General features: G+C 57.9%; 19 protein-coding genes. 16 read left to right on the top strand and 3 right to left on the bottom strand.

Annotated features, from left to right (window positions below; translation table 11 throughout):
* Positions 1 to 41 precede the first annotated feature (41 nt).
* The 5 genes from B2W52_RS08555 (at position 42) to B2W52_RS08535 (ending at position 8,456) form a co-directional block, all read left to right on the top strand.
* Positions 42 to 4,928, top strand: coding sequence for an NAD-glutamate dehydrogenase (locus tag B2W52_RS08555; protein WP_286802478.1), 4,887 nt, complete (start codon positions 42 to 44; stop codon positions 4,926 to 4,928).
* 65 nt (positions 4,929 to 4,993) lie between these two features.
* On the top strand, positions 4,994 to 5,677 hold the full coding sequence (gene can / locus B2W52_RS08550; protein WP_278351208.1) for a carbonate dehydratase: 684 nt from the start codon (positions 4,994 to 4,996) through the stop codon (positions 5,675 to 5,677).
* 120 nt (positions 5,678 to 5,797) lie between these two features.
* Positions 5,798 to 5,971: a hypothetical protein gene (locus B2W52_RS08545; RefSeq protein WP_278351209.1), complete on the top strand. Its 174-nt coding sequence runs from the start codon at positions 5,798 to 5,800 to the stop codon at positions 5,969 to 5,971.
* 124 nt (positions 5,972 to 6,095) lie between these two features.
* A complete protein-coding gene (locus B2W52_RS08540) occupies positions 6,096 to 7,142 on the top strand; it encodes a class I SAM-dependent methyltransferase (protein ID WP_286802473.1) in 1,047 nt (348 codons plus the stop codon).
* Positions 7,143 to 7,307: 165 nt separating this feature from the next.
* On the top strand, positions 7,308 to 8,456 hold the full coding sequence (locus B2W52_RS08535) for a class I SAM-dependent methyltransferase (RefSeq protein ID WP_273072126.1): 1,149 nt from the start codon (positions 7,308 to 7,310) through the stop codon (positions 8,454 to 8,456).
* 13 nt (positions 8,457 to 8,469) lie between these two features.
* Here B2W52_RS08535 and B2W52_RS08530 read toward each other — a convergent pair whose 3' ends face one another.
* On the bottom strand, positions 8,470 to 9,090 hold the full coding sequence (locus B2W52_RS08530) for a riboflavin synthase (protein WP_008173129.1): 621 nt from the start codon (positions 9,088 to 9,090) through the stop codon (positions 8,470 to 8,472).
* 174 nt (positions 9,091 to 9,264) lie between these two features.
* Here B2W52_RS08530 and B2W52_RS08525 point away from each other — a divergent pair, with 174 nt between their 5' ends.
* The 5 genes from B2W52_RS08525 (at position 9,265) to B2W52_RS08505 (ending at position 13,480) form a co-directional block, all read left to right on the top strand.
* Positions 9,265 to 10,158 (top strand): hypothetical protein, encoded by an 894-nt coding sequence (locus B2W52_RS08525; protein ID WP_273017784.1) that lies wholly within the window; start codon positions 9,265 to 9,267, stop codon positions 10,156 to 10,158.
* A gap of 60 nt (positions 10,159 to 10,218) precedes the next feature.
* On the top strand, positions 10,219 to 10,896 hold the full coding sequence (locus tag B2W52_RS08520; RefSeq protein ID WP_273017752.1) for a TetR/AcrR family transcriptional regulator: 678 nt from the start codon (positions 10,219 to 10,221) through the stop codon (positions 10,894 to 10,896).
* Between the two features lie 86 nt (positions 10,897 to 10,982).
* Positions 10,983 to 11,447 carry a L,D-transpeptidase family protein gene (locus B2W52_RS08515; protein WP_405421017.1) on the top strand — a complete coding sequence of 155 codons (465 nt, stop codon included), beginning with the start codon at positions 10,983 to 10,985 and terminating at the stop codon, positions 11,445 to 11,447.
* Between the two features lie 24 nt (positions 11,448 to 11,471).
* Positions 11,472 to 12,695 carry a mechanosensitive ion channel family protein gene (locus B2W52_RS08510; RefSeq protein WP_273017754.1) on the top strand — a complete coding sequence of 408 codons (1,224 nt, stop codon included), beginning with the start codon at positions 11,472 to 11,474 and terminating at the stop codon, positions 12,693 to 12,695.
* Entirely contained in the window at positions 12,692 to 13,480 is a 789-nt protein-coding gene (locus B2W52_RS08505) for an S-methyl-5'-thioinosine phosphorylase (RefSeq protein ID WP_273017755.1), read from the top strand. The genes B2W52_RS08510 and B2W52_RS08505 overlap by 4 nt, the downstream gene beginning before the upstream one ends.
* On the opposite strand, the gene B2W52_RS08500 is transcribed toward B2W52_RS08505, so the two are convergent.
* Both B2W52_RS08500 and mfd read right to left on the bottom strand, forming a co-directional pair.
* Complete coding sequence (locus tag B2W52_RS08500) at positions 13,455 to 14,282, bottom strand: CsiV family protein (protein ID WP_008175078.1); 828 nt, start codon at positions 14,280 to 14,282, stop codon at positions 13,455 to 13,457. The two genes, B2W52_RS08505 and B2W52_RS08500, sit on opposite strands and share 26 nt — an antisense overlap.
* A gap of 29 nt (positions 14,283 to 14,311) precedes the next feature.
* On the bottom strand, positions 14,312 to 17,845 hold the full coding sequence (mfd, locus tag B2W52_RS08495; RefSeq protein WP_273017756.1) for a transcription-repair coupling factor: 3,534 nt from the start codon (positions 17,843 to 17,845) through the stop codon (positions 14,312 to 14,314).
* A 235-nt stretch (positions 17,846 to 18,080) separates the two neighbouring features.
* On the opposite strand from mfd, the gene B2W52_RS08490 reads away from it, so the two are divergent.
* The 6 genes from B2W52_RS08490 to B2W52_RS08465 form a co-directional block, all read left to right on the top strand.
* On the top strand, positions 18,081 to 19,535 hold the full coding sequence (locus tag B2W52_RS08490) for a glyceraldehyde-3-phosphate dehydrogenase (RefSeq protein ID WP_413540232.1): 1,455 nt from the start codon (positions 18,081 to 18,083) through the stop codon (positions 19,533 to 19,535).
* Between the two features lie 269 nt (positions 19,536 to 19,804).
* Positions 19,805 to 21,151 carry a Na(+)-translocating NADH-quinone reductase subunit A gene (locus tag B2W52_RS08485; RefSeq protein WP_008175071.1) on the top strand — a complete coding sequence of 449 codons (1,347 nt, stop codon included), beginning with the start codon at positions 19,805 to 19,807 and terminating at the stop codon, positions 21,149 to 21,151.
* 4 nt (positions 21,152 to 21,155) lie between these two features.
* Positions 21,156 to 22,364 (top strand): NADH:ubiquinone reductase (Na(+)-transporting) subunit B, encoded by a 1,209-nt coding sequence (locus tag B2W52_RS08480; RefSeq protein ID WP_008175069.1) that lies wholly within the window; start codon positions 21,156 to 21,158, stop codon positions 22,362 to 22,364.
* Complete coding sequence (locus B2W52_RS08475) at positions 22,357 to 23,160, top strand: Na(+)-translocating NADH-quinone reductase subunit C (protein ID WP_053112423.1); 804 nt, start codon at positions 22,357 to 22,359, stop codon at positions 23,158 to 23,160. Before B2W52_RS08480 ends, B2W52_RS08475 begins: the two co-directional genes overlap by 8 nt.
* Before the next feature lie 2 nt (positions 23,161 to 23,162).
* Positions 23,163 to 23,828, top strand: coding sequence for an NADH:ubiquinone reductase (Na(+)-transporting) subunit D (locus B2W52_RS08470; RefSeq protein ID WP_008175066.1), 666 nt, complete (start codon positions 23,163 to 23,165; stop codon positions 23,826 to 23,828).
* Positions 23,828 to 24,150 (top strand): Rnf-Nqr domain containing protein (locus tag B2W52_RS08465; protein WP_286802462.1); only part of this gene is annotated, 323 nt, incomplete at its 3' end. The genes B2W52_RS08470 and B2W52_RS08465, both read left to right, overlap by 1 nt.

The following is a 24,150-nucleotide window of genomic DNA, read 5'->3' as shown; positions in this document are numbered from 1 at the left end:
ATACGCCGATTACGTTTATTTCACACTAACTGAGGTCGACCATGAATGCGCTGACAGTGGCCAGCAAGGATCAATTCTTTGAACAGTTGGCTGACGCTTTCGCTAAGAAGATTTCCAAAACCGAAGCCAAGAAAATCAGCGAATTTGCCAAGCAGCATTATGCTCATATTCCCCTTGAAGAGTTGGTCAGTCGACGATTTGCGGATACCTACGGCGCCGTTCTGGCCGCCTGGCAGTTTCTGCAGAAGCGGTCTGCCGAGGAAACTCCGGTTGCTGTTTTCAACCCCGACCTGGAGAGTGACGGTTGGCAATCGACCCACACCGTTGTTTTTATCCTGCATCCGAACATTCCGTTTCTGATCGATTCCCTGCGCATTGCGATCAACCACCGGGAGATCGGTACCCATTCTATCCAGCACTCGATCCTGCAGGTGAACCGCGACCAGAATGGCAAACTCGAGAAGCTGCACACGTCTAAAAAGAAAGCCTCCGGTTCGGACTACGAGGCGTTCATTGTCCTCGAGATTGATCGGCACAGTAATCCCGAGGATCTCCGTGATCTGGAAGATACCCTGCAGAACGTGCTTCATGAGGTGCGGATCGCTGTCAGCGACTTCCCGGTAGTTACCGAGAAAGTGAACGAGATTCTCGGTGAGCTGGACAACACCACGGCGGGCATTAACGAGGAGCAGAAAGAAGAGGCCAGGGCGTTTCTGGAATGGCTCGCCCGGGACCATTTTACGTTCCTTGGCTACGATGAGTACGACTTTGCCAAGGACAAGAGTGGCATGGTGGTGCGTCGGGTAGAGAATTCCGAACTGGGTATCCTCCGGGTCAATAACGAGCGCCCGGACCGGGTTCGCCTGAACGAACTGCCGCAGCGCACGCGCCACGAGATGACCCGAAGCGATGATATTTTCATCTTCGCCAAATCGGCCCAGCGCTCGCGGGTGCATCGGCCCGCCTACCCGGACTACATCGCAGTCAAGAAATTCAACAGCAAAGGCGAGGTGGTCGGTGAACGGCGGTTCCTGGGCCTTTACACCGCCCGTGTCTATAACGAACGGCCGGACGAGATTCCCCTGCTGCGCCGTAAATTTCAGAGCGTGATGAAACGGTCCGGTTTTCTGCGTGACGACTACGCCGGTAAAGAACTCGAGCAGATCCTGACAGTGTATCCCCGGGACGAACTGTTCCAGATCGAGCAGGACGAGCTGCTCAAGGTGGCCAAAAGTATCCTGTACATCCAGGAGCGTCGCCGGATCGAATTGTTCCTGAGGGAAGACGTTTATGGCCAGTTCGTGACCTGCCTGGCGTTTTTTCCGAGGGACATCTACAACACCGAACTACGGCTGAAAGTCGAGCAGGTGCTGGTTGACCGGTTGGGAGCGGAAGACGTCGAGTTTGTCACCCACTTTTCCGAGTCGGTCCTTGCGCGGGTCCAGTTCACCATTCGGGTACCCCAGGTCGAGAACCGCCAACTGCCCACGGAGGAGATCCGGGAAAAGGTTATCGAGCTTGCCCAGTCCTGGCGTGATGGGTTGTCTGAAGCCCTGAGTGAGGCCTGGGGCGAAGAGCAGGGCAATGAGCTCTATCGCTTGTGGGCGGGCGGTTTTCCGGCCAGCTACACCGATATGTTCTCGCCAAGGCGAGCGGCGATCGATCTGGAGCATATCGCTTCATCGGCGAACAATCATGACCTTGCCATGAGCTTCTACCGGGCTCTGGAAGAAGACGAGAGCACGCTGCATTTCAAGCTTTTCTACCCGGACGAACCGTTGCCGCTTTCCGATGTGATGCCGATCTTCGACAACCTCGGCTTCCGGGTTATCGGCGAACACCCCTTCGAGGTCATCGACCGGCACAACAAAACGGTGTGGATTCACGACTTCACGCTCCAGGCTCACCAGGGGACTGTTGTCGATATTCATCGTATCCGTCCGATCTTTGAGGAGCTGTTCCGCCGGGTGTGGTACGGAGAAGCGGAAAACGACGCCTTCAACCGGATGCTGCTCTCTTCCTACATGAGCTGGCGGGAAATCGCGCTGTTGCGGACCTACGCCCGGTATATGCGCCAGATACGCTTTTCCAACAGTCAGACCTTTATCTCCAACACGCTGGTGAACCACGTTGAACTGACCCGCCTGCTGCTGGAATTTTTCGAAATACGTTTCAATCCGGAGCGTTACCAGAGCCCCGGGAAGAGTGAGGCAGCCCAGCAGAAGCTGGAGATCGAATTCAATGCCGGCCTCGAAGACGTTGAGAATCTGAGTGAAGACCGGGTGCTTCGACTCTACCTGGAGCTCATGCAGGCGACCCTGCGTACCAACTACTATCAAACAGACGAGGCTGGCGGCCCCAAGCCCTACATCAGCGTGAAGTTCGATCCTGCCCGGATCCCGGACATGCCCCTTCCGATGCCGATGTTCGAGATTTTCGTGTACTCGCCGCGCGTCGAAGGCGTACACCTGCGGGGTGGCAAGGTCGCCCGCGGCGGCTTGCGCTGGTCAGACCGGTTTGAGGATTACCGCACCGAGATTCTGGGGCTGGTCAAGGCCCAGCAGGTCAAGAATGCGGTTATCGTGCCGGTCGGCGCCAAAGGTGGCTTTGTGGCCAAGCGCCTGCCGGATCCGTCGGACAGGGAGGCTTTCCAGGCCGAGGGCATCGAAGCCTATAAGACATTTATCCGGGGGTTGCTGGATATCACCGACAATCTGGTGGATGCCGGCATTGCGCCGCCGGAACGGGTGATCCGTCATGACGACGACGACCATTACCTGGTTGTGGCGGCTGACAAGGGTACGGCAACCTTCTCGGACATCGCCAATGGTCTGGCCTCGGAATACGGTTTCTGGATGGGCGATGCCTTCGCCTCCGGCGGAAGCAATGGTTACGACCACAAGAAAATGGGCATCACGGCCCGGGGTGCCTGGGTCTCTGTAGAGCGGCATTTCCGGGAAATGGGCATCAACCCCGGGCTGGATGAGTTCACCGCCATCGGCATTGGCGACATGGGTGGTGATGTCTTCGGCAATGGCATGTTGTGCTCAGAGAAGACCAAGCTGGTCGCTGCTTTCAACCACGTGCATATCTTTGTCGACCCTTCACCGGATCCGGAGAAGAGCTACAAGGAACGTATGCGTCTGTTCGGACTTCCGCGATCCGCCTGGACCGATTACGACAGCAAGCTGATTTCCAAGGGAGGCGGGGTTTTCAGCCGGAATTCGAAATCTATCCCGGTCAGCCCGGAAATGAAGAAACTGCTGGGTATCAAATCGGATCGGGTGCCACCAAACATGCTGATCTCGCATATCCTCAAGGCACAGGTCGACCTGCTCTGGGTCGGTGGCATTGGCACCTATGTGAAGGCCGCCAGTGAATCCCACAGTGATGTGGGCGACAAGGCCAACGACGGTCTGCGGATCAACGGTTCGGATCTTCGCTGCAAGGTGGTCGGTGAGGGCGGCAACCTTGGGCTTACCCAGCTCGGTCGCATTGAGTTTGCGCTCAAGGGCGGACGCCTGAACACGGACTTTATCGACAACTCCGGCGGTGTGGATTGTTCTGACCACGAGGTCAACATGAAGATCCTGCTCAACCGGGCCGTTGCCATGGGTGATCTCACCAACAAGCAGCGCAACATCATGCTTGAGGAGATGACCGATGACGTCGCGGAGTTGGTGCTCAAGAACAACTACCGTCAGACCCAGGCCATCAGTATTGCCAGCGAGGATGCGGCGAGCCGGCTGGAAGAGTATCGCCGGCTGATGAATACCTTTGAGAGCGAGGGCAAGCTCAATCGTGCCCTGGAGTTCCTGCCCGATGACGAGACCCTGTCCGAGCGCAAGCTGGACAAGAAAGGGCTGACCCGGCCGGAACTGTCGGTACTCATTTCCTATGTGAAGGGCGACCTGAAGCAGACCCTGATCGACAGCACCCTGCCTGACGATCCCCTTCTGGCCGGTGAAATGTACAAGGTGTTTCCCAGGGATCTGACCCAGAAATTCTCGAAGGAGCTGGGAGAGCATCAGCTGCGGCGTGAAATCATCGCGACACAGATTGCCAACGACATGGTCAACCACATGGGTATTACCTTTGTGGAGCGTTTGAACCAGTCTACGGGTGCCGATGCCGCCTCTATTGCTCTGGCCTGGATTATCGCCCGTGACGTGTTCCGCATTGATAACTGGTGGGACAGGATTGAAGCCCTGGATTTCCATGTCTCAGCCCAGCTACAGATGGAGCTGATGCAGGACCTGATGCGCCTGATGCGCCGTTCGGTGCGCTGGCTGCTTCGCAACCGTCGGGCAGAGCTGAGCATTCAGCACCACATGGAGCGCTTTGCCGACAGCGTCTGGGCGATTACAGCGGGGCTGCCCGAGTATCTTGGTGATCAGGCGAAAACCACCTGGGAGAAACGGCATCAGGCTCTGGTGGATGCCGGGCTGCCATCAGAGCTGGCGTCCGTGGTTTCGGGTACCGGCCACCTGTATTCGTCTCTGGGTATCATCGAGGCCCACGAAGCCTCTGGCATGCCACTGAAGACGGTGGCCAATCTCTACTATGAGCTGGGTGACCGCCTGGATCTGAACTGGTTCGCGAGCGCCATCGCATCGCTGCAGCCTGGCTCACACTGGCAGGCCCTGGCCCGGGAAAGTTTCCGGGAAGATCTCGACTGGCAGCAGCGGGCGCTAACCACCGGTGTATTGAAGTTGGCCGACAAGCCGGAAGACGTGCCGGCCTGCGTGGAGGCGTGGCTGTCCCGCCATCAGCAGATGATCGACCGCTGGAAATCCATGCTTTCCGAGCTCAAGGGTGTGCGGGAGCCGGAGTATGCCATGTTCTCGGTGGCCCTGCGTGAGTTGCTGGATCTGGCCCAGAGCACCATGCATCAGCCCCATGCGGAGGTGGAGGTGCAGACCAACTGAGTATTGCTTTGGGATGCGTATTCCCGTTCAATCGCCGGACGGGAATCATCAAACGGAGTGGGATAATGGGTCAGCTTGACCATCTTCTGGAAAAAAACCGGGCCTGGGCAGACGGTATCAAGGCCCGGGATCCGCAGTTTTTTACCCGCCTGTCGAATCAGCAGGCACCGGAATACCTGTGGATTGGTTGCGCAGACAGCCGCGTGCCCGCCAACCAGATCGTCGATCTTCTGCCGGGGGAGCTTTTTGTTCACCGGAACGTGGCCAACGTGGTTGTCCACACGGATTTTAACTGTCTGTCGGTACTGCAGTTCGCCATCGAAGTATTGAAGGTCAAACATGTCCTGGTGGTTGGCCACTATGGCTGTGGCGGCGTCAGGGCGGCATTGCTCAATGAAGGATTTGGACTGATCAGCAACTGGCTTCGACACGTTCAGGATGTCCGTGACCGGCATCAGCAAGTACTCGATGCCCTGCCGGGCGTTCAGGATCGGGTCGACCGTCTGTGCGAACTCAACGTGGTTGAGCAGGTGGGGCATGTTTGCCAGAACAGCATTGTTCAGGAAGCCTGGCGGCGGGGTCAGCCGCTCACGGTTCATGGCTTTGTCTACGATGTCTCGGATGGGGTTCTGCGGGATATGGGGTTGTCGGTAGCCTGCGAGGAAGATCGTGAGCGGGTACGGCAGAACAGCATCGATGAGCTGGTTCAGAGGCCGGTACGCTCTGGGCGCCAGAAAATCATGCAGTGAAGAATGTAAAATTGCGTCAAAAATTCGTGAAGGGCGTCACTTCCTGACCCTCGGCGTCATCACAGTTGGTCACCTTCTGCTTTGTTAGAGTAGATCCTGCAGTAAGCGAGGAGTGTGACCATGAAAGAATTGATGCAAAAAGCCCTGACAGTTCTGAACCAGAGGAAAGACGCCACGGCCAGCACGGATTCACGGGGTCGGGGGCGGAAATCGTCTGATGCCGCTCAGGCTGAGGACTGGGGTATGTCACCGGAGGACGCCCTGAGGGTTGGAACGGTTGCCCGTTACAAGTGATTGAAGATTTGATGGTATTTCCTCTCTGAAGGCCCTCCGGTCTCCGTCTTTCAAGGGAGACGCGAGGGCTCATTCCGGTTAGCATATCCCGTCTTTGAACTACCCACTCGGGATAAGCCCATCAATGTCATTGCCCAATTCCCATGAAGTTCTGTTGCGAAACCGCCACCTTTTGCAGGGGAGGCTGGCCCTTTTGGGCGTATCCGCTGGTGAGCTGCTGACGGATTTGCCCGCTGGCGGTATGGCAATGAGTGAGCATGCCGGTGTGTGTGCCTCACTCAGCGGGCGAGACGGCTGGCAGATCTGTTTTGGCTACGACGATCCTGCTCTGGCTGCCGATACCTTTGACACACTCGTGGTTTTCCTTCCCAAGGCCCGGGCGGAGCTTGACCTGCGTCTTGCCCTGGCACGCTGGCTGGCAGCACCCGGCGCTCGACTGGTGCTGGTAGGTGAGAAGAAAGAAGGCATTGCCGGGGCCGTGAAACAGCTCAAGGCCGTGGCGCCGCAGGCTACCAAGACCGATAGCGCCCGGCATTGCCAGGTCTGGTGTGCTGAGAATATCGAGCCTCTTCCAGAATTCTCGCTCCGGGAGTGGATGACCTGGACCGGGATTGACTGCCAGTCGGTTCATCTGGATGTTGCCGGACTGCCGGGTATTTTCAGTCTTGGTGAGCTGGACGACGGTACCCGCTTGCTTATGGAAACGCTGGACGGGGCGCCTCTGCGGTCTGGCCCGGTTCTGGATTTTGCCTGTGGTGCGGGTGTCCTCGGTGCCTGGCTCCATCGCTGGCAAGAGCGGCAGGGCCTTCCCCGGCTAACGATCGACGGGATTGATGTTCAGTCCCAGGCCGTTATCTGTGCACGGGCCACCTATGAGCGCAACGGCGTTTCCGGGCGGATCATGGCTTCGGACGGCCTTCCGGGCATCGAGGGTTCATGGCCCGTTATTCTCAGTAATCCACCCTTTCACTCTGGTGTCAGAACAGACCTGTCGATGACTGAGCGTTTTCTTCGGGAGGTAGTGCGCCATCTGGCGCCGGGTGGTGAGGTGCGCCTGGTGGCGAACAGTTTTCTGCCCTACGAGCCATTGATGAAGCGCTGTATCGGCCCGGTTGAACGATTGCGGGAGAATCAGCGTTTTACCGTTTATCGCGCTTTTCGACGTTCCTGAACGAAAAAAGCCCCTGGGGTGAGGGGCAAGAGGTTCGCGTCCAGAACAACGGAGCCAACCGGAAAAGGGATGTTCAGCGTGAACACCTTCCACGTTAGGGTTAATTTCTAGAATAAACAGCCTAGAATGGCGCTTTTGTGACAAAAGGCCTCCAGCATGCCCGAAATGACAACCGCCCAACTTGATTTCTCCGGAGGCTCACTGATTCTTGCCCGGCCAGGCACTGGTGATCCGACGCTGAGGGCATGGGATGCGGCGGACGAGCTTCTGCTTGAGGAAGCCATTTGCGCGGCGGCAGCCCTGGGTGAGCCCCGTGTTCTGGTGGTGGATGATCAGTTCGGGGCTCTTTCACTGGGGCTGGCAGCGCTCTCTCCGACCGTGGTGGCCGACAGTGCTGTGTTGCCCGCTGCCCTGGCACATAATGCTTCTTTGAATCCGGAAGTCACGCCACCTGAATCTGTTTTCAGCTGGATTAATGCGCCCGAGGGCCCGTTTGACCTGGTGGTATTGAGAATACCCCGCCAGGCCGACTATCTGGCCTGGTTGCTGCGCTGGCTCAATCGCGTGATGGCGGATTCCGGCGTGTTGCTGGCAGGCGGCATGATCAAGCATCTACCGGCAAGAAGCGTTGATGTGTTCGCCGAAGCTGTACGGACAGAGCAGGTGCTGCCGGCGCGAAAGAAAGCGCGGGTGATTCGATGTAACAGGGGCGCTGCGACTCTCGCGGATTGGTCAGCGACCTGGAAAGGTTACCGATTGGGCGACCGAAAAGGTGATGTGGGCATAGAGGCATTGCCGGCGGTGTTTGCCCGGGAAAAGCTGGATATCGGCACCCGCCTGATGTTGCCACATGTGGTCAACGAGGTGTCGACGGCCAGGGCTGGCGATTCGGTGCTTGATCTGGCCTGCGGTAACGGCGTATTGGGCCTGGCGGCGCTGTCGGAGCGACGGGATCTGCAGTTGGTTTTCAGCGATGTTTCAAGCCAGGCCGTGCTCAGTGCCCGTCGTAATGTTGAAAAAGCCTTTCCGGATGCCAAAGCCGCTTTCTCCCATCGCGATGGTATTGAGTCCGATCCGGGAGCCTTTGATCTGATACTACTGAACCCGCCGTTCCACGAGGGTGGTGTGGTCGGTGATCACATCGCACTTCGGTTATTCGAGCAGGCGTCGCAACACCTGAGGCCGGGCGGTCGCCTGCTCCTGGTAGGAAATCGACACCTTGGCTATCACCGAAGCCTGCGCCGGTACTTTTCGTCAGTGGAGCAGCTGGACGCCAGCCCCAAGTTCGTGGTGTTTCGGGCTGGCAACCGCTGAATAACCTGTCAGATTACAATGTTGGCGCCGGGCGGTCATACCCGAGCCGGGCCAGGGTATCCACGATGGTCTGGGTCTGGCTGTCTATTTCAATATTCACCCGCTGGCCCTCTTCACAGGACCCAAAGGTTGTGGCCCGCAGCGTCTCCGGGATCAGATGGATGTTGAACCGGTTGCCCCGTACCTCGCCAATAGTCAGGCTGGCGCCATTGATGGCGATGTAGCCTTTGGGGAAGATGTAGCGGGCCCATTCCTCGGGCACCTCAAACCATAGCGTGACGTTGTTTTCCGTACGCCGTATTTCGACAATGTTGGCCGCCGTATGTATATGGCCAGAAAGCAGGTGGCCACCAATTTCATCCCCAATGCGGGCGGCGCGCTCGAAATTCACCTGGTCCCCGGTAGTCAGCTCACCCAGCGTGGTAAGTCTCAGGGTTTCCTGCATGGCATCGAAATAGAGCACGCTGTCTTCCTGGCGTGTGACGGTCAGGCAGGTTCCGTTGATTGCCACCGAGGCGCCGATGGAAACGCCATCTGCCTTTTCTGCGGGGAGGCGAATGGCAAAAGTGCTGAGCCCGGGCTCTGCGGTGACGTCTTCAATGGTTGCAATGCCCTGGACAATGCCTGTGAACATAAGCCTGACCTCATTCAATGTGGTATGGGGCGCCTTTCCGGCAGGTGCGCCAAGGATAGCGAGCGGGCTGACTGATGCCAAGGCCCGACTGATGTCGGTATACCGGGGTAAACATTCAAGTATCCTGCATCATGGTCGATACCCTTCATAACCCCTGAATTCGGACAATCTGCCATGGCTGAAAATCAGAGTAAGGCCGCCACCCGGGCAAACAGTCCGGCGCAGGCCCCCGTGCTGCGCCCTGGTCGGGCGGCCGATCCTGTGCCCGTCCCCGTGGCCCCTGGCGACCAGACTCCGGCGACGGTTCCAGCCAATCCGGCGGCGGAATCGGCACCGACCGGTCAGGCGCCAGAGACCAGTTCCGAATCCGAACCATCGGCTGATAGGGGAGAGTCCCGGGACACCGACAGTGGCAAGCCGGAAAGGGTGCTGGCGGAATCCCGCCAGCGCAAGCTCAGGCTGATGCTGCGCCAGTGCGACCGGGTCCTGTTAATGGATTTCGACTTGCTGGCGATGAACGGCTGGCCGGACAACTACACGATGGCCGAGGCGCGCCGGAGTCGGGACCTGTGGCTGTTCAGTGCGTTGATTGCGGCGGCTGTCTTTCTGAGCGGATTAACCGGGTTTGTGCCAGCCTGGATAGCTGGTGGTGGCTTCGGCGCCTTTGTCATCATTCTGTTGTTGGGAGTGCCTGCCGTACGCAGAATCTACACCACCAAACCCTCCTACCTTGATCTGATAATAACTCGCCAGCGGATGCTCCGTGAGGCAAGGCAACACGTCGCCCACCTGGAGGGGTCGGATGGCCTTATCTGGCAATGTGCGCGGATGGCGGATTTTAACCCGGCGCTGAAAAATACCCGGTTCAGTCACCTTCTGAGGTTGTCAGAGAGTCGCAGTCTGTCCCGGCAATTGACCCGCCGAGAGCACGTGCGTCTTTATCTGATTTGTCTGCTGGAAGCAGAGAAGGCGTACAGCCGCGTCCAGAAAGCATTTTTCGAGGGTAACCAGGAAGCCCTTGACCGGGGCTGGGAGGAAGTAGCGGCAGAGCCTGAGCCCAGAACTTGACACAAGTGCACTTCAAACGTATGTTTCAAACAGACGTTTGCTAGAGGCATTGATAACAAAATGGCGCAGTCTGATACCGTTGACCGGATTCTCGATGCAGCCGAAGAGCTGTTCGCCGACCGGGGTTTCTCGGAAACCTCGCTCAGGATGATTACCAGTAAGGCTAAAGTAAATCTGGCCGCTGTCAATTACCACTTTGGCTCAAAGAACGCCCTGATCCATGCCGTATTTGCGCGCTTTCTGACGCCGTTTTCCGCGACACTGGAAAACGCCTTCGACGAGCTCGAAGAGCGGTGTGACGGCAAACCGCCAACGCTGAATCAAACGCTATGGGCACTTACGGAAAGCGCGGTGCGCATGCCCCAGCGTAACGAGAAGGGTATCTCCATCTTCATGCGCCTGCTCGGGCTTGCCTACACCCAGTCCCAGGGGCATTTGCGCAAGTTCCTGGAACAGGAATACAGCGAGCCTTTCAGCCGTTTCATGCGGCTGCTCAAGGAGGCGACCCCGCAGCTATCCTCTGTTGACCGTTACTGGCGCATCCAGTTCATGCTCGGGGCAACGGCGTTCACCATGTCCAGCAGCGATGCCCTGAGGGACATCCTGCAGAACAAGCTGGGTGTGGAAACCACGATCCAAGAAATTGCTGCCCGCCTGGTTCCCTTCCTGGCTGCCGGGATGCAGGCGGAAGACGCCATGCTGATTCCGCCGGTCGGCAGCAAGGTCTCGGTTGCCTGAGTTCCTCTCTCTCGGTTAGGCTTCCCCTCTGAACCTCCGAGGGAGCCTGGCCGGTTTTGACGCATCCCGCATCCGTCCGCATCGACATTGATCTGCCCCTTCAGCGCCTCCGGCTTGAAACCGGAGGCGGTGAGCTTATTGCATCCTATCCGGTTTCCACTGCGCTGAATGGCGCGGGTGAGAGCGATGGCAGTGGCTGTACGCCCCGGGGAGAGCATTATATCCGGGCCTGTATTGGCGCCGGACTTCCGGCCGGAACTGTCTTCCGGGCCCGGCGCCCCACCGGCGAAATCTACAGCGCCGAACTTGCCCGGCGGCACCCTGACCGCGACTGGATCCTGAGTCGGATTCTCTGGTTGTGTGGCCGCGAATGGGGCAAAAACAGGGGGCCGGGTGTCGATACTTTCCGCCGCTTCATATACATTCACGGCACGCCGGACAGCGAGCCTATGGGAATACCGCTGTCCCACGGCTGTGTGCGGATGCGCAATGAAGACATTGTTGATCTTTTTGATCGCGTTGTGCCGGGAACGGTCGTTTCCATTCGATAAACCTTTCGAGACCAGAGGGATCCGATGATCGGGGATGTTATGGCCATGGTGAGTGGCTGGATCGAGAATTTCGGGCTGCTGTCTGAAGCCTGGCGTGTCGGGATTGTCGTATTTGCGCTGGTGTTCGCAACGGCCGCGGTGGCGTACATCGCAAGCCACATTATCGTTGCTATCGAGCGCAAGTTCAGCCAGACCAAAAACCTGTGGGACGATGCCTTGTTGCACGCCGCCCGCAAACCGGTCGTGGCCTTTGTCTGGTTGCAAGGCGTCTACTGGGCTGCAGAAGTGGCTCATCGCTACTCGGAAGCGGAGATCTTCAAGGTCAACGATTCGCTTCTGCAGCTCGGGTTTGTCTTCGTTCTGGTATGGGCGGTCCTGAGGCTGATCAAGGAAGCCGAGGGGATTCTGGTATCGCCGCTGAAAATGAAACAGCCCATGGACTACACCACCGTCAACGCGGTGAGCAAGTTGTCCCGGGCGGTGGTTATCATTACCGCGGTGCTGATTGCGATGCAGTCCATGGGCTACAGCATTTCCGGGGTCCTGGCCTTCGGCGGCGTGGGTGGTATTGCAGTCGGCTTCGCCGCGAAGGACCTGTTGGCCAACTTTTTCGGCGGTTTTATTATCCATCTCGACCGACCGTTCAAGGTTGGGGACTGGGTGCGGTCCCCGGACCGAAACATTGAGGGTACGGTTGAGCACATCGGCTGGCGTCTGACCACCATCCGTACCTTCGACAAACGTCCGCTTTATGTGCCCAATGCTGCGTTTACCACCATCGCAGTGGAAAACCCCTCACGCATGACCAACCGCAGGATCTACGAGACGATTGGCATCCGGTATGCCGATGTCGGGCAGATGGCAACCATCGTCGACGACATCAAGGCCATGCTGCAGCAGCATGAGGACATCGACAGCGATCAGACCCTGATTGTGAACTTCCTGGCGTTCAACGCGTCGTCTCTGGATATCATGGTGTACACCTTCACCAAGACCACCCAGTGGGTGCAGTTCCACGAGGTGAAGCAGGATGTATTGCTGAAAATCAGCGACATTATCGAGGGTTACGGTGCCGAAGTGGCCTTCCCGACCCGAACTCTGCATCTTCCGGACGGCGTCCGGCTATCCGGATCGCAGTCCGCGGGAGCCTCGGACAAGAGCGAGGCGGATTCTTCCGGCAAGAGCGCCGAGACATTGCAGAACCGTCAGACAACCGGAGATTTGGAAGACTCAGGAGATTCAGAATGACGTCACCGGAGAAAATGCACCCTGTTGGCATCATTGGCGGCACCGGCCTCACCACTCTGTCAGGCCTTGAGATTACCGGTGAGAAGCCGGTCAGGACATCCTGGGGCGTTCCATCCGCGCCCCTCGTTGAGGGCCACTTGGGGGATCAGCCGGTCATCTTCCTGTCGCGCCATGGTAACCCCCATCGTATTCCACCCCACCAGGTGAACTATCGGGCCAATTTGCGGGCCCTCTACGAAGCCGGGGTCCGAACGGTGATCGGGGTTAACGCTGTGGGTGGGATTCACCCGGATATGGGGCCTGCCCATGTGGTTATTCCCGACCAGATTATTGACTACACCTGGGGGCGTGCCAGCACCTTTTACGAGGGCGATCTGGACTCGGTAACCCACATTGATTTCACCTGGCCCTACGACGAGAGCGCGCGGCAGATCCTGATTGATGCCGCCGGAGCAGAAAACGTCCCGTTTTCCGGTTTCGGAGTGTATGGCGCAACCCAGGGCCCGAGGCTGGAAACCGCGGCTGAAATCATCCGGATGGAGCGGGACGGCTGCGACCTGGTAGGAATGACCGGTATGCCGGAAGCCGCGCTGGCGGCGGAACTTGGAATGCGTTACGTCTGTCTGGGTTTGGTGGTGAACTGGGCGGCTGGAAAATCCGACCATATCATCACCATGGAAGAAATTGAGGCGGCCATCGAGCAGGGAATGTCCGGGGTCAAGCGGATCCTCGAAGTCTCGATGGCTGGCCTTGGGGTGCTTACTCCGTTGCCTCAATCTTCTTGAAAAACACCAGCACGCCGATCGTGGGGGAATCGAGGAAGTGGATTTCCTCACTGCGCATCCGGCGGGTTTCCCGAATCCAGGTCAACAATTCCAGGGGCGCGGGTTCAGCCAGAACAGGTAGTTGCTGACCGGCTGTTTCTCCGGTTGCTGCTGACATTGGGGCGGAGTCACTTGCTCCGGATGCGTCCGGAGCGGGGGGTGTTTCTTCAGAGAGCTCGGTCGCAGCCTCTACAGGCGGCTCCGATGTCTCTTCTGCCAGTTGCCAGTGGTTCAGATGCACATTGACGTGCAAATAGCGTTGCCGGTCGATGGTGATGTGTCCCTCAACCTCCCGGGTGCGAGCCTCATTCAGCCAGTCACCTGCTTCAACCCGCAAGGGTGTCCCCTCGTAATCTGGTGGAAACGCCTCGTACCAACCGGCAGCCACAAGCACACGGTAACGGCCACTGCGTTCGAGTCTGGCGGCGGCACTGGCAAGATGGAGATCCTTTCGGGGCGCCAATTCCAGTGTGGTTTCCGTGGTGCCATTCTCCAGCGATGACCAGAGAACCTCTTCGGTCTCAAGGGGCGGCTCTACCGAGCGATCAGACATCCGTTCGTTCACAGCTTCCGGCTCTACGATCCGCTCAAGAATGACAAACTCCGCCCGGTAGTAGTCATCCGGAACCGGCGTGCCGGGCTCAAGAGGCAAGGTTGCCCTGTCAAGCTGCTGTGCGGCGCCTGTTAGAGAAAAGCTCAGAAGCAGAGCTGCCAGGATGGCCCGGGTCGGGTATCGGCACCAGCGAATTCCATCAATTTGCAAGGGTCGTACTCCACTTGTTGGTCGGCCGTTCATGAGCCGGACGCGTCATTTTTTGCTGGCTCCAGCTCGCCAAGCATCCGGGAAATGCCGTCGAGTTTACCACCGGTTGTGGCATCCTTCAGCCGAAAACGGAAGCTGTTGGCGCCTTCGAGCCGGTACTGGTCAGGTGCGGATTGCACTTTTTTAACCAGAACCAGCGGATCCACCGGTGTCGAGCTGCCAAACTCGATCCGCGCCCACTCCTTGCCGGCATCGACTTTCACGATGCCCAGGGCTTCTGCACGCAATCGAAGCTCGGTCTGGCGGATCAGGTTTTTGGCCGGATCCGGTAATAATCCGAACCGATCGATCATTTCAACCTGAAGTTCTTTTAATGCTTCCGGGCTGTCCACGCTGGCAATCCGTTTGTAGAGCATCAGGCGGTTATGGACATCCGGCAGATAATCCTCGGGGATCAGAGCCGGGATTCTCAGGTTCATTTCGGTGCCGTGGCTAAGTGGCAGGTCGGCATTCGGGGTTCGGCCCTCGCGAATGGCCTTGACGGCCTCGTCCAGCAGCTGCATGTAAAGGGTGAAGCCGATGCTTTCGATCTGCCCGCTCTGTTCTTCCCCCAATAACTCCCCGGCACCGCGGATTTCCAGGTCGTGAGTGGCCAGCATGAAGCCGGCACCCAGGTCCTGCGCCTCCGAAATCGCATCCAGACGCTTTTTGGCGTCCGCCGTGATGGATTTCGGCGGTGGCGTGAGCAGGTAGGCATAGGCCTGGTGGTGCGAACGGCCGACCCGGCCCCGAAGCTGATGCAGTTGCGCCAGGCCGAACTTGTCTGCCCGCTCGATAATAATGGTGTTGGCGCTGGGAACGTCGATGCCGGTCTCAATGATGGTTGTGCACACCAGCACGTTGAAGCGTTTGTGGTAGAAGTCGGACATGATCTTTTCCAGATCACGCTCTCTCATCTGCCCGTGGGCGACGCCCACCCGCGCTTCCGGAATCAGCGAACGTAGATCCTCTGCCGTCTTCTCGATGGTGGCCACGTCGTTGTGGAGGAAGTAGACCTGACCGCCCCGGAGAATCTCCCGCAGTATGGCTTCCTTGACCATGGCGTTGTCTTTCTGGCGCACAAAAGTTCTCACCGAGAGCCGCCGGGCCGGAGGAGTGGCGATAATCGAGAGATCCCGCAGATGCCCCATGGCCATGTTCAGCGTCCGCGGAATCGGGGTGGCGGTCAGGTTGAGCATGTCCACTTCGGCCCGCAGTGCTTTCAGTCTTTCCTTCTGCTGAACGCCAAAGCGATGCTCTTCGTCGATGATAACCAGGCCAAGATTCTTGAATTTGATGTCGCCCTGTAGCAGTTTGTGGGTGCCGATGACGATGTCGGCCCGGCCGTTCTCCACCGCCTCCAACGCCTTGCTGGTCTGGCCAGCCGTGCGGAACCGGCTGAGCAGCTCGACCTGCACAGGGGTATCCGAGAAACGGTCCCGGAAGGATTCATAATGCTGCTGGGCGAGCAGGGTAGTGGGGACCAGAACCGCCACCTGCTTGCCCGACCAAGTAGCCAGGAACGCCGCGCGCATGGCAACCTCGGTTTTCCCGAAACCGACATCGCCACACACCAGGCGATCCATGGGCTGCTCGCTGGTCATGTCCTCGAACACCGACTGGATAGCAACCTGCTGGTCTGGTGTCTCCTCGAACGGAAAGCCGGCAGCAAAGGCACGATAGGCTTCCTTGGGATCCTCGAAGCTGAAGCCTTTGCGCGCCTCCCGGCGGGCGTACACATCCAGCAGCTCGGCGGCAGTGTCCCGGATCTTCTCAAGGGCTTTCTGTTTCGCTGTGCTCCAGCGGTCCGTCCCGAGTTTGTGCAGCGGCGCGTGTTCGGTGTCATTGCCGGCATAGCGGGAAATCAGGTGCAGGCTGGAGACCGGAACATACAGCTTTGAGCCCCCGGCGTACTCAAGCATCAGGAATTCGCTCGCTTCGCCCTCTACGGTGATGGTCTCCAGGCCCAGGTAACGGCCAACACCGTGGTCGATATGAACCACCGGCGCACCAATCCGCAATTCGGACAGATCCCGGAAGCCGGCATCGTCCGTTTCCGTAGGCTTCTCGCGGCGCCGCCGCTGTAGTACCCGCTCGCCGAACAGGGCGGTCTCGGTGATCAGGGCAACGGAATGCTCGGGCAGAACCAGGCCTTGCTCCATCGGGGCAATGGTGATGGCGACCGAGCTTTCCTTATCGTCGAGAAAAGCCTGCCAGCCGGACAGGGTTTTCAATTCAACACCCTGTTCGCCAAGATTCTCCATCAGCGCCTCGCGCCGACCGGACGATTCGGCGCATATCAGCACGTGGCCGTCGAACTCTCCCAGAAACCGCTTGAGGCGACCGGCAGGGTCTGCGGCCCGACCGTCCATGGCGATATCCGGCAAGGTTGTCGTGGGGCAGTTAATTGATCCCGCGGCATCCTTTGTCTCCGCGGAGACGGTTACCCTCGGGAAGGCCTTCAGTTGTCCGAACAGCTCTTCCTGCTGCAGGAAGAGGAGCTTGGGCGGCAGAATCGGCCGCAGGCGATCGTGACGACGATCTTCGTACCGGTTGCGGGTTTCACTGTCAAAGTGGCTGACCGCATCGTTCAGTCCGTCCGCAGTAAAAACGTGAGTGGCGCCTGGCAGATAGTCAAACAGGGTTGCCGTCTCGTCGAAGAACAGCGGCAGGTAGTACTCAATGCCCGGCGGGGTAATGCCGTGAGTCACGTCCTGGTAGATGGGGGTGTCTTTGTCGGCATCCGGGAACTGCTCGAACCAGCGGCTGCGGAATCCGGAGCGCGCCTCTTTGTGCCAGGGGAATTCAAAGGCGGGCAGCAGTTCGATGCGTTCGATCCGGTCGATTGAGCGCTGAGTCTCGGGGTCGAAAGTCCGGAGCGTTTCGATCTCATCATCGAATAGGTCAATCCGATAGGGCTGGCTGGCGCCCATGGGGAAAATGTCCAGTATGGCGCCCCGGACCGCGTATTCGCCGTGCTCGTAGACGTTCTCGGCATGCCGGTAGCCTGCCGCCTCAAGCTGCATTCGCCAGCTCTTGATATCCAGGGACTGTCCCACTTCCAGAAGCAGGGTGTTGCCCTGGAGGTAATTTACTGGCGGCAGCCTGTGCATCAGCGTGCGTGCAGGAACCACGAGAACCCCATGGCTGGTTGCGGGCAGGCGGTGCAGGGTCCGGATTCGCCGGGAAATAATGTCCTGGTGGGGCGAAAACAGATCGTAGGGCAGGGTTTCCCAGTCGGGCAGCGACAGCAGTTCCAGCCCGTCGTCGCTGACCGCCGGGCCGTCTTCTTCCGGGGGTAGCCCCAGGAAGAAGCGCATGGCCTGCTCAAGCCGGATGGCATCGGCGGTGCTGCGGGTAATGACCAGGGTCAGACCCTTGTGCGCGCGCGCACTTTCGCAGATGGCCAGCGCCTCACTGCTGCCGTGCAGTTGACCCCATGTTCGGTGATCGGCCGGCCGAGACGGAAATTCGGGGGCAATCAGGGGGAGGGGTGACGGGCGTGTGCTGGCACCTTGGCTCATGGGCGGTCAGGTTCTCCTGCTGTGGATGTCCGGGAGCGGTGAGGCGCGTATTCTAACGCTCGCGCCCCTCACTGTCATGGCGCCGGCGCCATGGTCGGCGTTTGCGTTATTAGCCGGCGCGACCTATACGAAGGTCATGGCCCGCCGTATTTGCGGTCGACCGGATTAAATTGGATAATGTGCGCCCCAATTTCCAAGTGCCAATTGCAGAGGTCCAAGCGTGAGTCACGAACAGATCAATCAGCACCTGTCCAACTGGACAGAAAGAGAATCCACCGCGGAAGCCATGATTCCGCTGATCGGCCGCCTCTACCGCAAAAACAATGTGGTTACTTCTGTATACGGCCGCGCCATCATCAACCAGTCGGTTATCGATATCATCCGTGCCCACCGATTTGTGCGCCAGGTTGAAGACAGCGAGCTTTCTGTTCACGACACCCTGCCGATCCTCCAGGCCATGGACAAACTTGAACTCGGTCGTGCCCACGTGGATATCGGCAAGCTGGCGGTCAAGTTCAAAGAGGAAGGCGGCGACCTGACCGAATTCCTGAAGCGTGAAATCGGCCCGGTTGTGGGGCAGTACGCTGCCCAGTCCGAGGAAGATGCCAACAATGACACCAAAGACGTCGTTCTGTACGGTTTTGGCCGGATTGGTCGTCTGCTGGCTCGTATCCTGATCGAGAAGGCCGGGGGTGGCAACAACCTGCGTCTGCGTGCGATTGTGGTTCGCCAGGGCGGTGCGGAAAATGATCTCGAGAAGCGCGCCAGTCTGCTTCGCCGTGATTCCGTGCACGGTCCGTTCGATGGCACCATTACCGTTGATGAGAAGGAATCCGCCCTGATTGCCAACGGCAACTATATCAAGGTTATCTACTCTGATGGGCCGGACAAGGTGGATTACACGGATTACGGCATCAACAACGCCATCGTGATCGACAACACCGGTAAGTGGCGTGATGAAGCCGGTCTTGGCCTGCACCTGAAATCAAAAGGCGTCAGCCGCGTTATCCTGACGGCGCCGGGTAAGGGCGATATCAAGAACATCGTTTATGGTATCAACAACGACTGGATTACTGACGAAGACAGGATCCTGTCAGCCGCCTCCTGTACCACCAATGCCATCACACCGGTATTGAAGGCGATTGAAGACGAATACGGCATCGAAGATGGTCACGTGGAGACGGTGCACTCCTACACCAACGACCAGAACCTGATCGATAACTACCACAAGGGCAGCCGCCGCGGGCGCAGCGCCGCCCTGAACATGGTAATTACCGAGACGGGGGCCGCCAAGGCTGTCTCCAAGGCGCTGCCGGTTCTGAAGGGCAAGCTGACCGGTAATGCGATCCGGGTGCCAACGCCGAACGTGTCCATGGCGATCCTGAATCTCAACCTCAAGAAAGACGTTGATGTGGAAGGTGTTAACGAATACCTGCGGGATATGGCGCTGCACTCGGAGCTGCAGAAGCAGATCGACTTCGTGAACTCTCCGGAAGTGGTTTCCACCGACTTTGTCGGTTCCCGCCATGCCGGCATCGTTGATGCCCAGGCAACCATCACCAGTGGCAAGCGTCTGATCCTGTATGTTTGGTACGACAACGAGTTCGGCTACAGCGCGCAGGTGATTCGTGTGGTCAACCAGATGGCCGGCGTAAATTACCCGATCTTCCCCAAACGTGCGAGAGACTGAGCGAATCGCGCCGATCTGGTGAAGTAATGGTGTTCAGAACCCCGATAGCGATTGCTGTCGGGGTTTTTTGTTTTTACGGTCAGCTAAACGACTGGTTTGGCTGTCGACGCACAACCGGTTCCGGTTTCTGGTGGAAATAGGATTCCTTAATCTCTATAATTGGCGCGATTTTGGGTACGTCTGGCACTCCGTTTCTCATGGTTTTTCTGGGCCGCAGGTGTCGGGCGTTACGAATCCATTGAAAAGTTTCTGATGATTGGATGAGGCTAATGATCAAGATCAAAAAAGGCCTGGATCTTCCCATCAGCGGCGCTCCCGAACAGACCATTACAGACGGCAAACCCGTTCGCCACGTTGCGTTGATCGGTTTTGACTATATCGGCATGAAGCCGACGATGGCTGTGAAAGAGGGGGACCGTGTCAAGCGCGGTACGCTGCTGTTCACGGACAAGAAGACCGAGGGCGTTCGTTATACTTCACCCGCCGCGGGCGTTGTGAAAGAGATCAACCGTGGTGAGCGTCGGGTATTCCAGTCGATCGTTATCGAAGTCGATGGCGATGAGGCTGAGACCTTTGCGCGCTACAGCGAAGCGGATCTTGCCGGCCTGGAACGCCAGCAGGTAGTCGATAATCTGGTGGAATCCGGGCTCTGGACTGCGTTCAAGACGCGTCCGTACAGCAAGGTTCCGGAGATTGATTCCGCTCCCCACTCAATTTTCGTGTCGGTCATGGATACCAACCCGCTGGCAGCGGACCCGACGGTCATCATTGGCGAAAACAGCCAGGCGTTCGAGAAAGGCCTTGAGATCCTTACCAAACTGACCACCGGCAAGGTGTTTGTCACTGGCAAGCCAGGATCCAACGTCGCTGTTCCCAGGTCCGACGCCGTTGAGGTGCACCAGTTCGATGGCAAGCATCCGGCCGGCAACGTGGGAACCCATATCCATCACCTGGATCCGGTTTCTGGCAGCAAGACGGTCTGGAGTATCAATTATCAGGACGTTATCGACATTGCCAAGCTGTTTGAATCCGGTGAAGTCCCTGTTGAGCGTGTCGTGGCGATCGGTGGCCCCAAGGCCCTGAAACCCCGTCTCGTGCGTACTCGTCTGGGTGCCAGTCTTGAGGAGCTTCTCGACGGTGAAGTTGCCACAGATTGCGAGATCCGGGCGATTTCCGGCTCCGTGTTCGGCGGTCGCCGTGGCGATGGTCCCTGCGCCTATCTTGGCCGGTTTGCCAATCAGGTGTCCGTGCTTGAGGAAGGTAACAAGCGCGAGTTCATGGGCTGGCTGTCGCCGGGTGCGAACAAGTTCTCCGTCATGAATATTTACCTGTCCAAGCTGGTCGGTGGCAAACGGTTCGATATGACCACCACCACCAATGGCAGCGAGCGGGCGATGGTGCCGGTGGGTGTTTACGAAAAGATCATGCCGCTGGACATTCTGCCCACGCAGTTGCTGCGTTCCCTGATTGTCGGCGACACAGAGATGGCACAGAAGCTTGGCGCACTGGAGTTGGATGAAGAAGATCTGGCGCTGTGCACCTTTGTGTGCCCCGGCAAATATGAATATGGTCCGATTCTCCGCGAGAACCTGACCCGAATCGAGATCGAGGGCTAATACGATGGCTATCAGACAGTTTCTCGATGGAATCGAGCATCACTTTGAAAAGGGTGGCAAGTACGAGCGCTGGTATGCGCTTTACGAGGCGGTGGATACTATTTTCTACTCGCCGGCGAGTGTCACCTCCACCACCGCCCATGTGCGTGACGGGATTGACCTCAAGCGCATCATGATCACGGTTTGGTTGTGCACCTTCCCGGCAATGTTCTTCGGAATGTGGAACATCGGCTACCAGGCCAACAGTTTCCTGGCGTCCAACCCGGATGCCATGATTGCTGACGGCGGCCTGCGGACTGCCTTTATCCAGGCACTTGCCATCACCGGTTCCGGTGCGGGCGTATGGGACAACTTCGTTTACGGCATGGCGTACTTCGTGCCCATTTACTTCGTGACCTTCGTGGTCGGTGGTTTCTGGGAAGTGCTGTTTGCCACCGTGCGCCGTCACGAAGTGAACGAGGGTTTCTTTGTCACATCGGTCCTGTTTGCACTGATCTGCCCGCCCACCATTCCTCTCTGGCAGGTGGCCCTGGGCATCACCTTCGGCGTCGTGATCGGCAAGGAAGTGTTCGGCGGTACCGGCAAGAACTTCCTGAACCCGGCCCTGACCGGTCGTGCCTTCCTGTACTTCGCCTATCCGGCGCAGATTTCCGGCGACACCGTCTGGACTGCGGTTGACGGCTTCAGTGGCGCCACGGCGCTGAGCTGGGCCGCCAGTGGTGGTCTGGAAGCTCTGGAAGCTCAAATTGGCTGGATGAGCGCCTTCATGGGCACCATTCAGGGCTCGATGGGTGAGACCTCGACACTGGCCATTCTGATTGGTGGCCTGATCCTGTTGGGGATGAAGATTGCCTCCTATCGCATCGTCGGAGGTGTGTTGATCGGTATGATCGGCATGTCGCTGCTGCTAAACATCATAGGTTCCGAGACCAATCCGATGTTCGCGGTTCCGGCGCATTGGCATCTGGTCATGGGCGGGTTTGCCTTTGGCATGATGTTCATGGCGACGGATCCGGTGTCCGCCGCGATGACTGACACGGGTCGCTGGTGTTTCGGTATTCTGGTAGGCGTGATGACTGTGCTGATCCGCGTGATCAATCCGGCGTTCCCGGAAGGCATCATGCTTGCCATCCTGTTCGCAAACCTGTTCGCGCCATTGATGGACCATTACGTGGTTCAGGCCAACATCAAACGGAGGCTTGCTCGTGGCTAAAGCTAAAGAAACCGTCTCCCGCACGCTGATCGTTGCGCTGGTGCTGAGTATCGTGTTCTCTGTCGTGGTATCCACCGCGGCGGTCATGCTCAGACCTGCCCAGGTCAAGAATCAGCATCTTGATATGACAACGAACATTCTCTCTGCCGCAGGTATGCTGGATCAAGGCGATACTGCAGAGCAGATTTTGCAGAAATTCGAGAGTTTCGATGTTCGCCTGGTGGATTTGGATACTGGTAAATTTGTAAAGCCTTCCGCCGTTGGTGTTGCTGAGCCCATGAAATATGATATGTACAAGGCTGCCTCGGACCCTCAGTTGTCTACGGATATTCCTTCCTCGGAAGACAAGGCTGGCATCAAGCGCCGGCCGAATGTTGCCAGGGTGTATACGCTGAGCGAGAACGGAGAGCTAGTGCGTGTGGTACTGCCAATTCATGGTTATGGCCTCTGGTCTACATTGTATGGCTTCATTTCGCTGGAAGGTGATTTGAACACCATTGAAGGGCTTGGCTTTTACTCCCACGCCGAAACTCCGGGCCTCGGTGGGGAGGTAGACAATCCACGCTGGAAGTCGCAGTGGGTGGGGAAGAAAGTTTATGATGGTGATCGCACTGAACCGCAGATCAAACTGGTTAAAGGTGGCGTAAACGTTGATGCAAAAAAAAGGCAGCATAAAGTGGATGCTCTGTCCGGGGCAACGTTGACCAGTCGCGGCGTTGAGCAACTGGTTAACTACTGGATGGGCGACCGCGGATACGCGCCGTTCCTGCAAAAACTTCGTGAAGGGGAGGTCTGATCATGGCAGATGCATCAGCCAAACAGGTTCTCTTCGAACCGATCTTCAGCAATAACCCGATTGCCCTGCAGATCCTGGGCATCTGTTCAGCGCTGGCGGTTACCACCAGCATGAACGTTACACTTGTTATGTGCGCGGCGGTTATTGCCGTTACCGCATTTTCCAACCTGGCCGTGTCCCTGGTACGCACCCAGATTCCGGGCAGTATCCGGATCATCGTGCAGATGACCATTATCGCCTCCCTGGTAATCGTGGTTGACCAGGTGCTCAAGGCCTATGCCTACGAGATTTCCAAGCAGCTCTCAGTGTTCGTTGGTCTGATTATCACCAACTGCATCGTTATGGGCCGCGCGGAAGGCTTTGCCATGAAGAACGGCCCCTGGCTGAGCTTCCTGGACGGCGTTGGTAACGGTCTGGGCTACTCGGTACTCCTGATCTTCGTTGCCTTCTTCCGTGAATTGCTGGGCGCCGGCTCACTGTTCGGTGTCTCCCTGATGCCGGTGGTGAACGAAGGTGGCTGGTACATTCCTAACGGCTTGTTGCTGCTGCCGCCGAGTGCGTTCTTTATTATCGGCCTGGCGATCTGGGGTCTGCGGACCTGGAAGCCGGAGCAGGTTGAAGAGCCGGACTATAAAATGTCTCGCCATGTCGCCAAGGAGGCCTTCTGATGGAGCATTATATCAGCTTGATTCTGAAGGCTGTTTTTGTTGAAAACATGGCGCTGGCGTTCTTCCTGGGGATGTGTACCTTCCTGGCCATCTCCAAGAAGATCGAGGCCGCAACCGGTCTTGGCATTGCCGTGGTGGTCGTGCTGACGGTCACCGTTCCGGTGAACAACCTTCTGTACAACAGCGTTCTGCGCGAAGGCGCCCTGGATTGGGCTGGCCTGCCGAACGTAGACCTGAGCTTTCTCGGATTGCTGACGTATATCGGGGTAATCGCGGCGATTGTTCAGATCATGGAAATGGTACTGGACAAGTATATCCCGGC

The organism is Marinobacter sp. UBA2498, assembly GCF_002341575.1.
Classification (GTDB): domain Bacteria; phylum Pseudomonadota; class Gammaproteobacteria; order Pseudomonadales; family Oleiphilaceae; genus Marinobacter; species Marinobacter manganoxydans.
Note: the sequence above shows the minus strand (reverse complement) of the source record. Positions and strands in the feature narration are given on the sequence as shown.

Coding starts and splice junctions, on each gene's coding strand:
- B2W52_RS08530 (WP_008173129.1), bottom strand. CDS start 9,090: ATGTTCACAGGCATTGTCCAGGGCATTGCAACCATTGAAGACGTCACC.
- B2W52_RS08555 (WP_286802478.1), top strand. CDS start 42: ATGAATGCGCTGACAGTGGCCAGCAAGGATCAATTCTTTGAACAGTTG.
- can (WP_278351208.1), top strand. CDS start 4,994: ATGGGTCAGCTTGACCATCTTCTGGAAAAAAACCGGGCCTGGGCAGAC.
- B2W52_RS08480 (WP_008175069.1), top strand. CDS start 21,156: ATGGCTATCAGACAGTTTCTCGATGGAATCGAGCATCACTTTGAAAAG.
- B2W52_RS08520 (WP_273017752.1), top strand. CDS start 10,219: ATGGCGCAGTCTGATACCGTTGACCGGATTCTCGATGCAGCCGAAGAG.
- B2W52_RS08510 (WP_273017754.1), top strand. CDS start 11,472: ATGATCGGGGATGTTATGGCCATGGTGAGTGGCTGGATCGAGAATTTC.
- B2W52_RS08525 (WP_273017784.1), top strand. CDS start 9,265: ATGGCTGAAAATCAGAGTAAGGCCGCCACCCGGGCAAACAGTCCGGCG.
- B2W52_RS08540 (WP_286802473.1), top strand. CDS start 6,096: ATGTCATTGCCCAATTCCCATGAAGTTCTGTTGCGAAACCGCCACCTT.
- B2W52_RS08505 (WP_273017755.1), top strand. CDS start 12,692: ATGACGTCACCGGAGAAAATGCACCCTGTTGGCATCATTGGCGGCACC.
- B2W52_RS08485 (WP_008175071.1), top strand. CDS start 19,805: ATGATCAAGATCAAAAAAGGCCTGGATCTTCCCATCAGCGGCGCTCCC.
- B2W52_RS08545 (WP_278351209.1), top strand. CDS start 5,798: ATGAAAGAATTGATGCAAAAAGCCCTGACAGTTCTGAACCAGAGGAAA.
- mfd (WP_273017756.1), bottom strand. CDS start 17,845: ATGAGCCAAGGTGCCAGCACACGCCCGTCACCCCTCCCCCTGATTGCC.
- B2W52_RS08535 (WP_273072126.1), top strand. CDS start 7,308: ATGACAACCGCCCAACTTGATTTCTCCGGAGGCTCACTGATTCTTGCC.
- B2W52_RS08470 (WP_008175066.1), top strand. CDS start 23,163: ATGGCAGATGCATCAGCCAAACAGGTTCTCTTCGAACCGATCTTCAGC.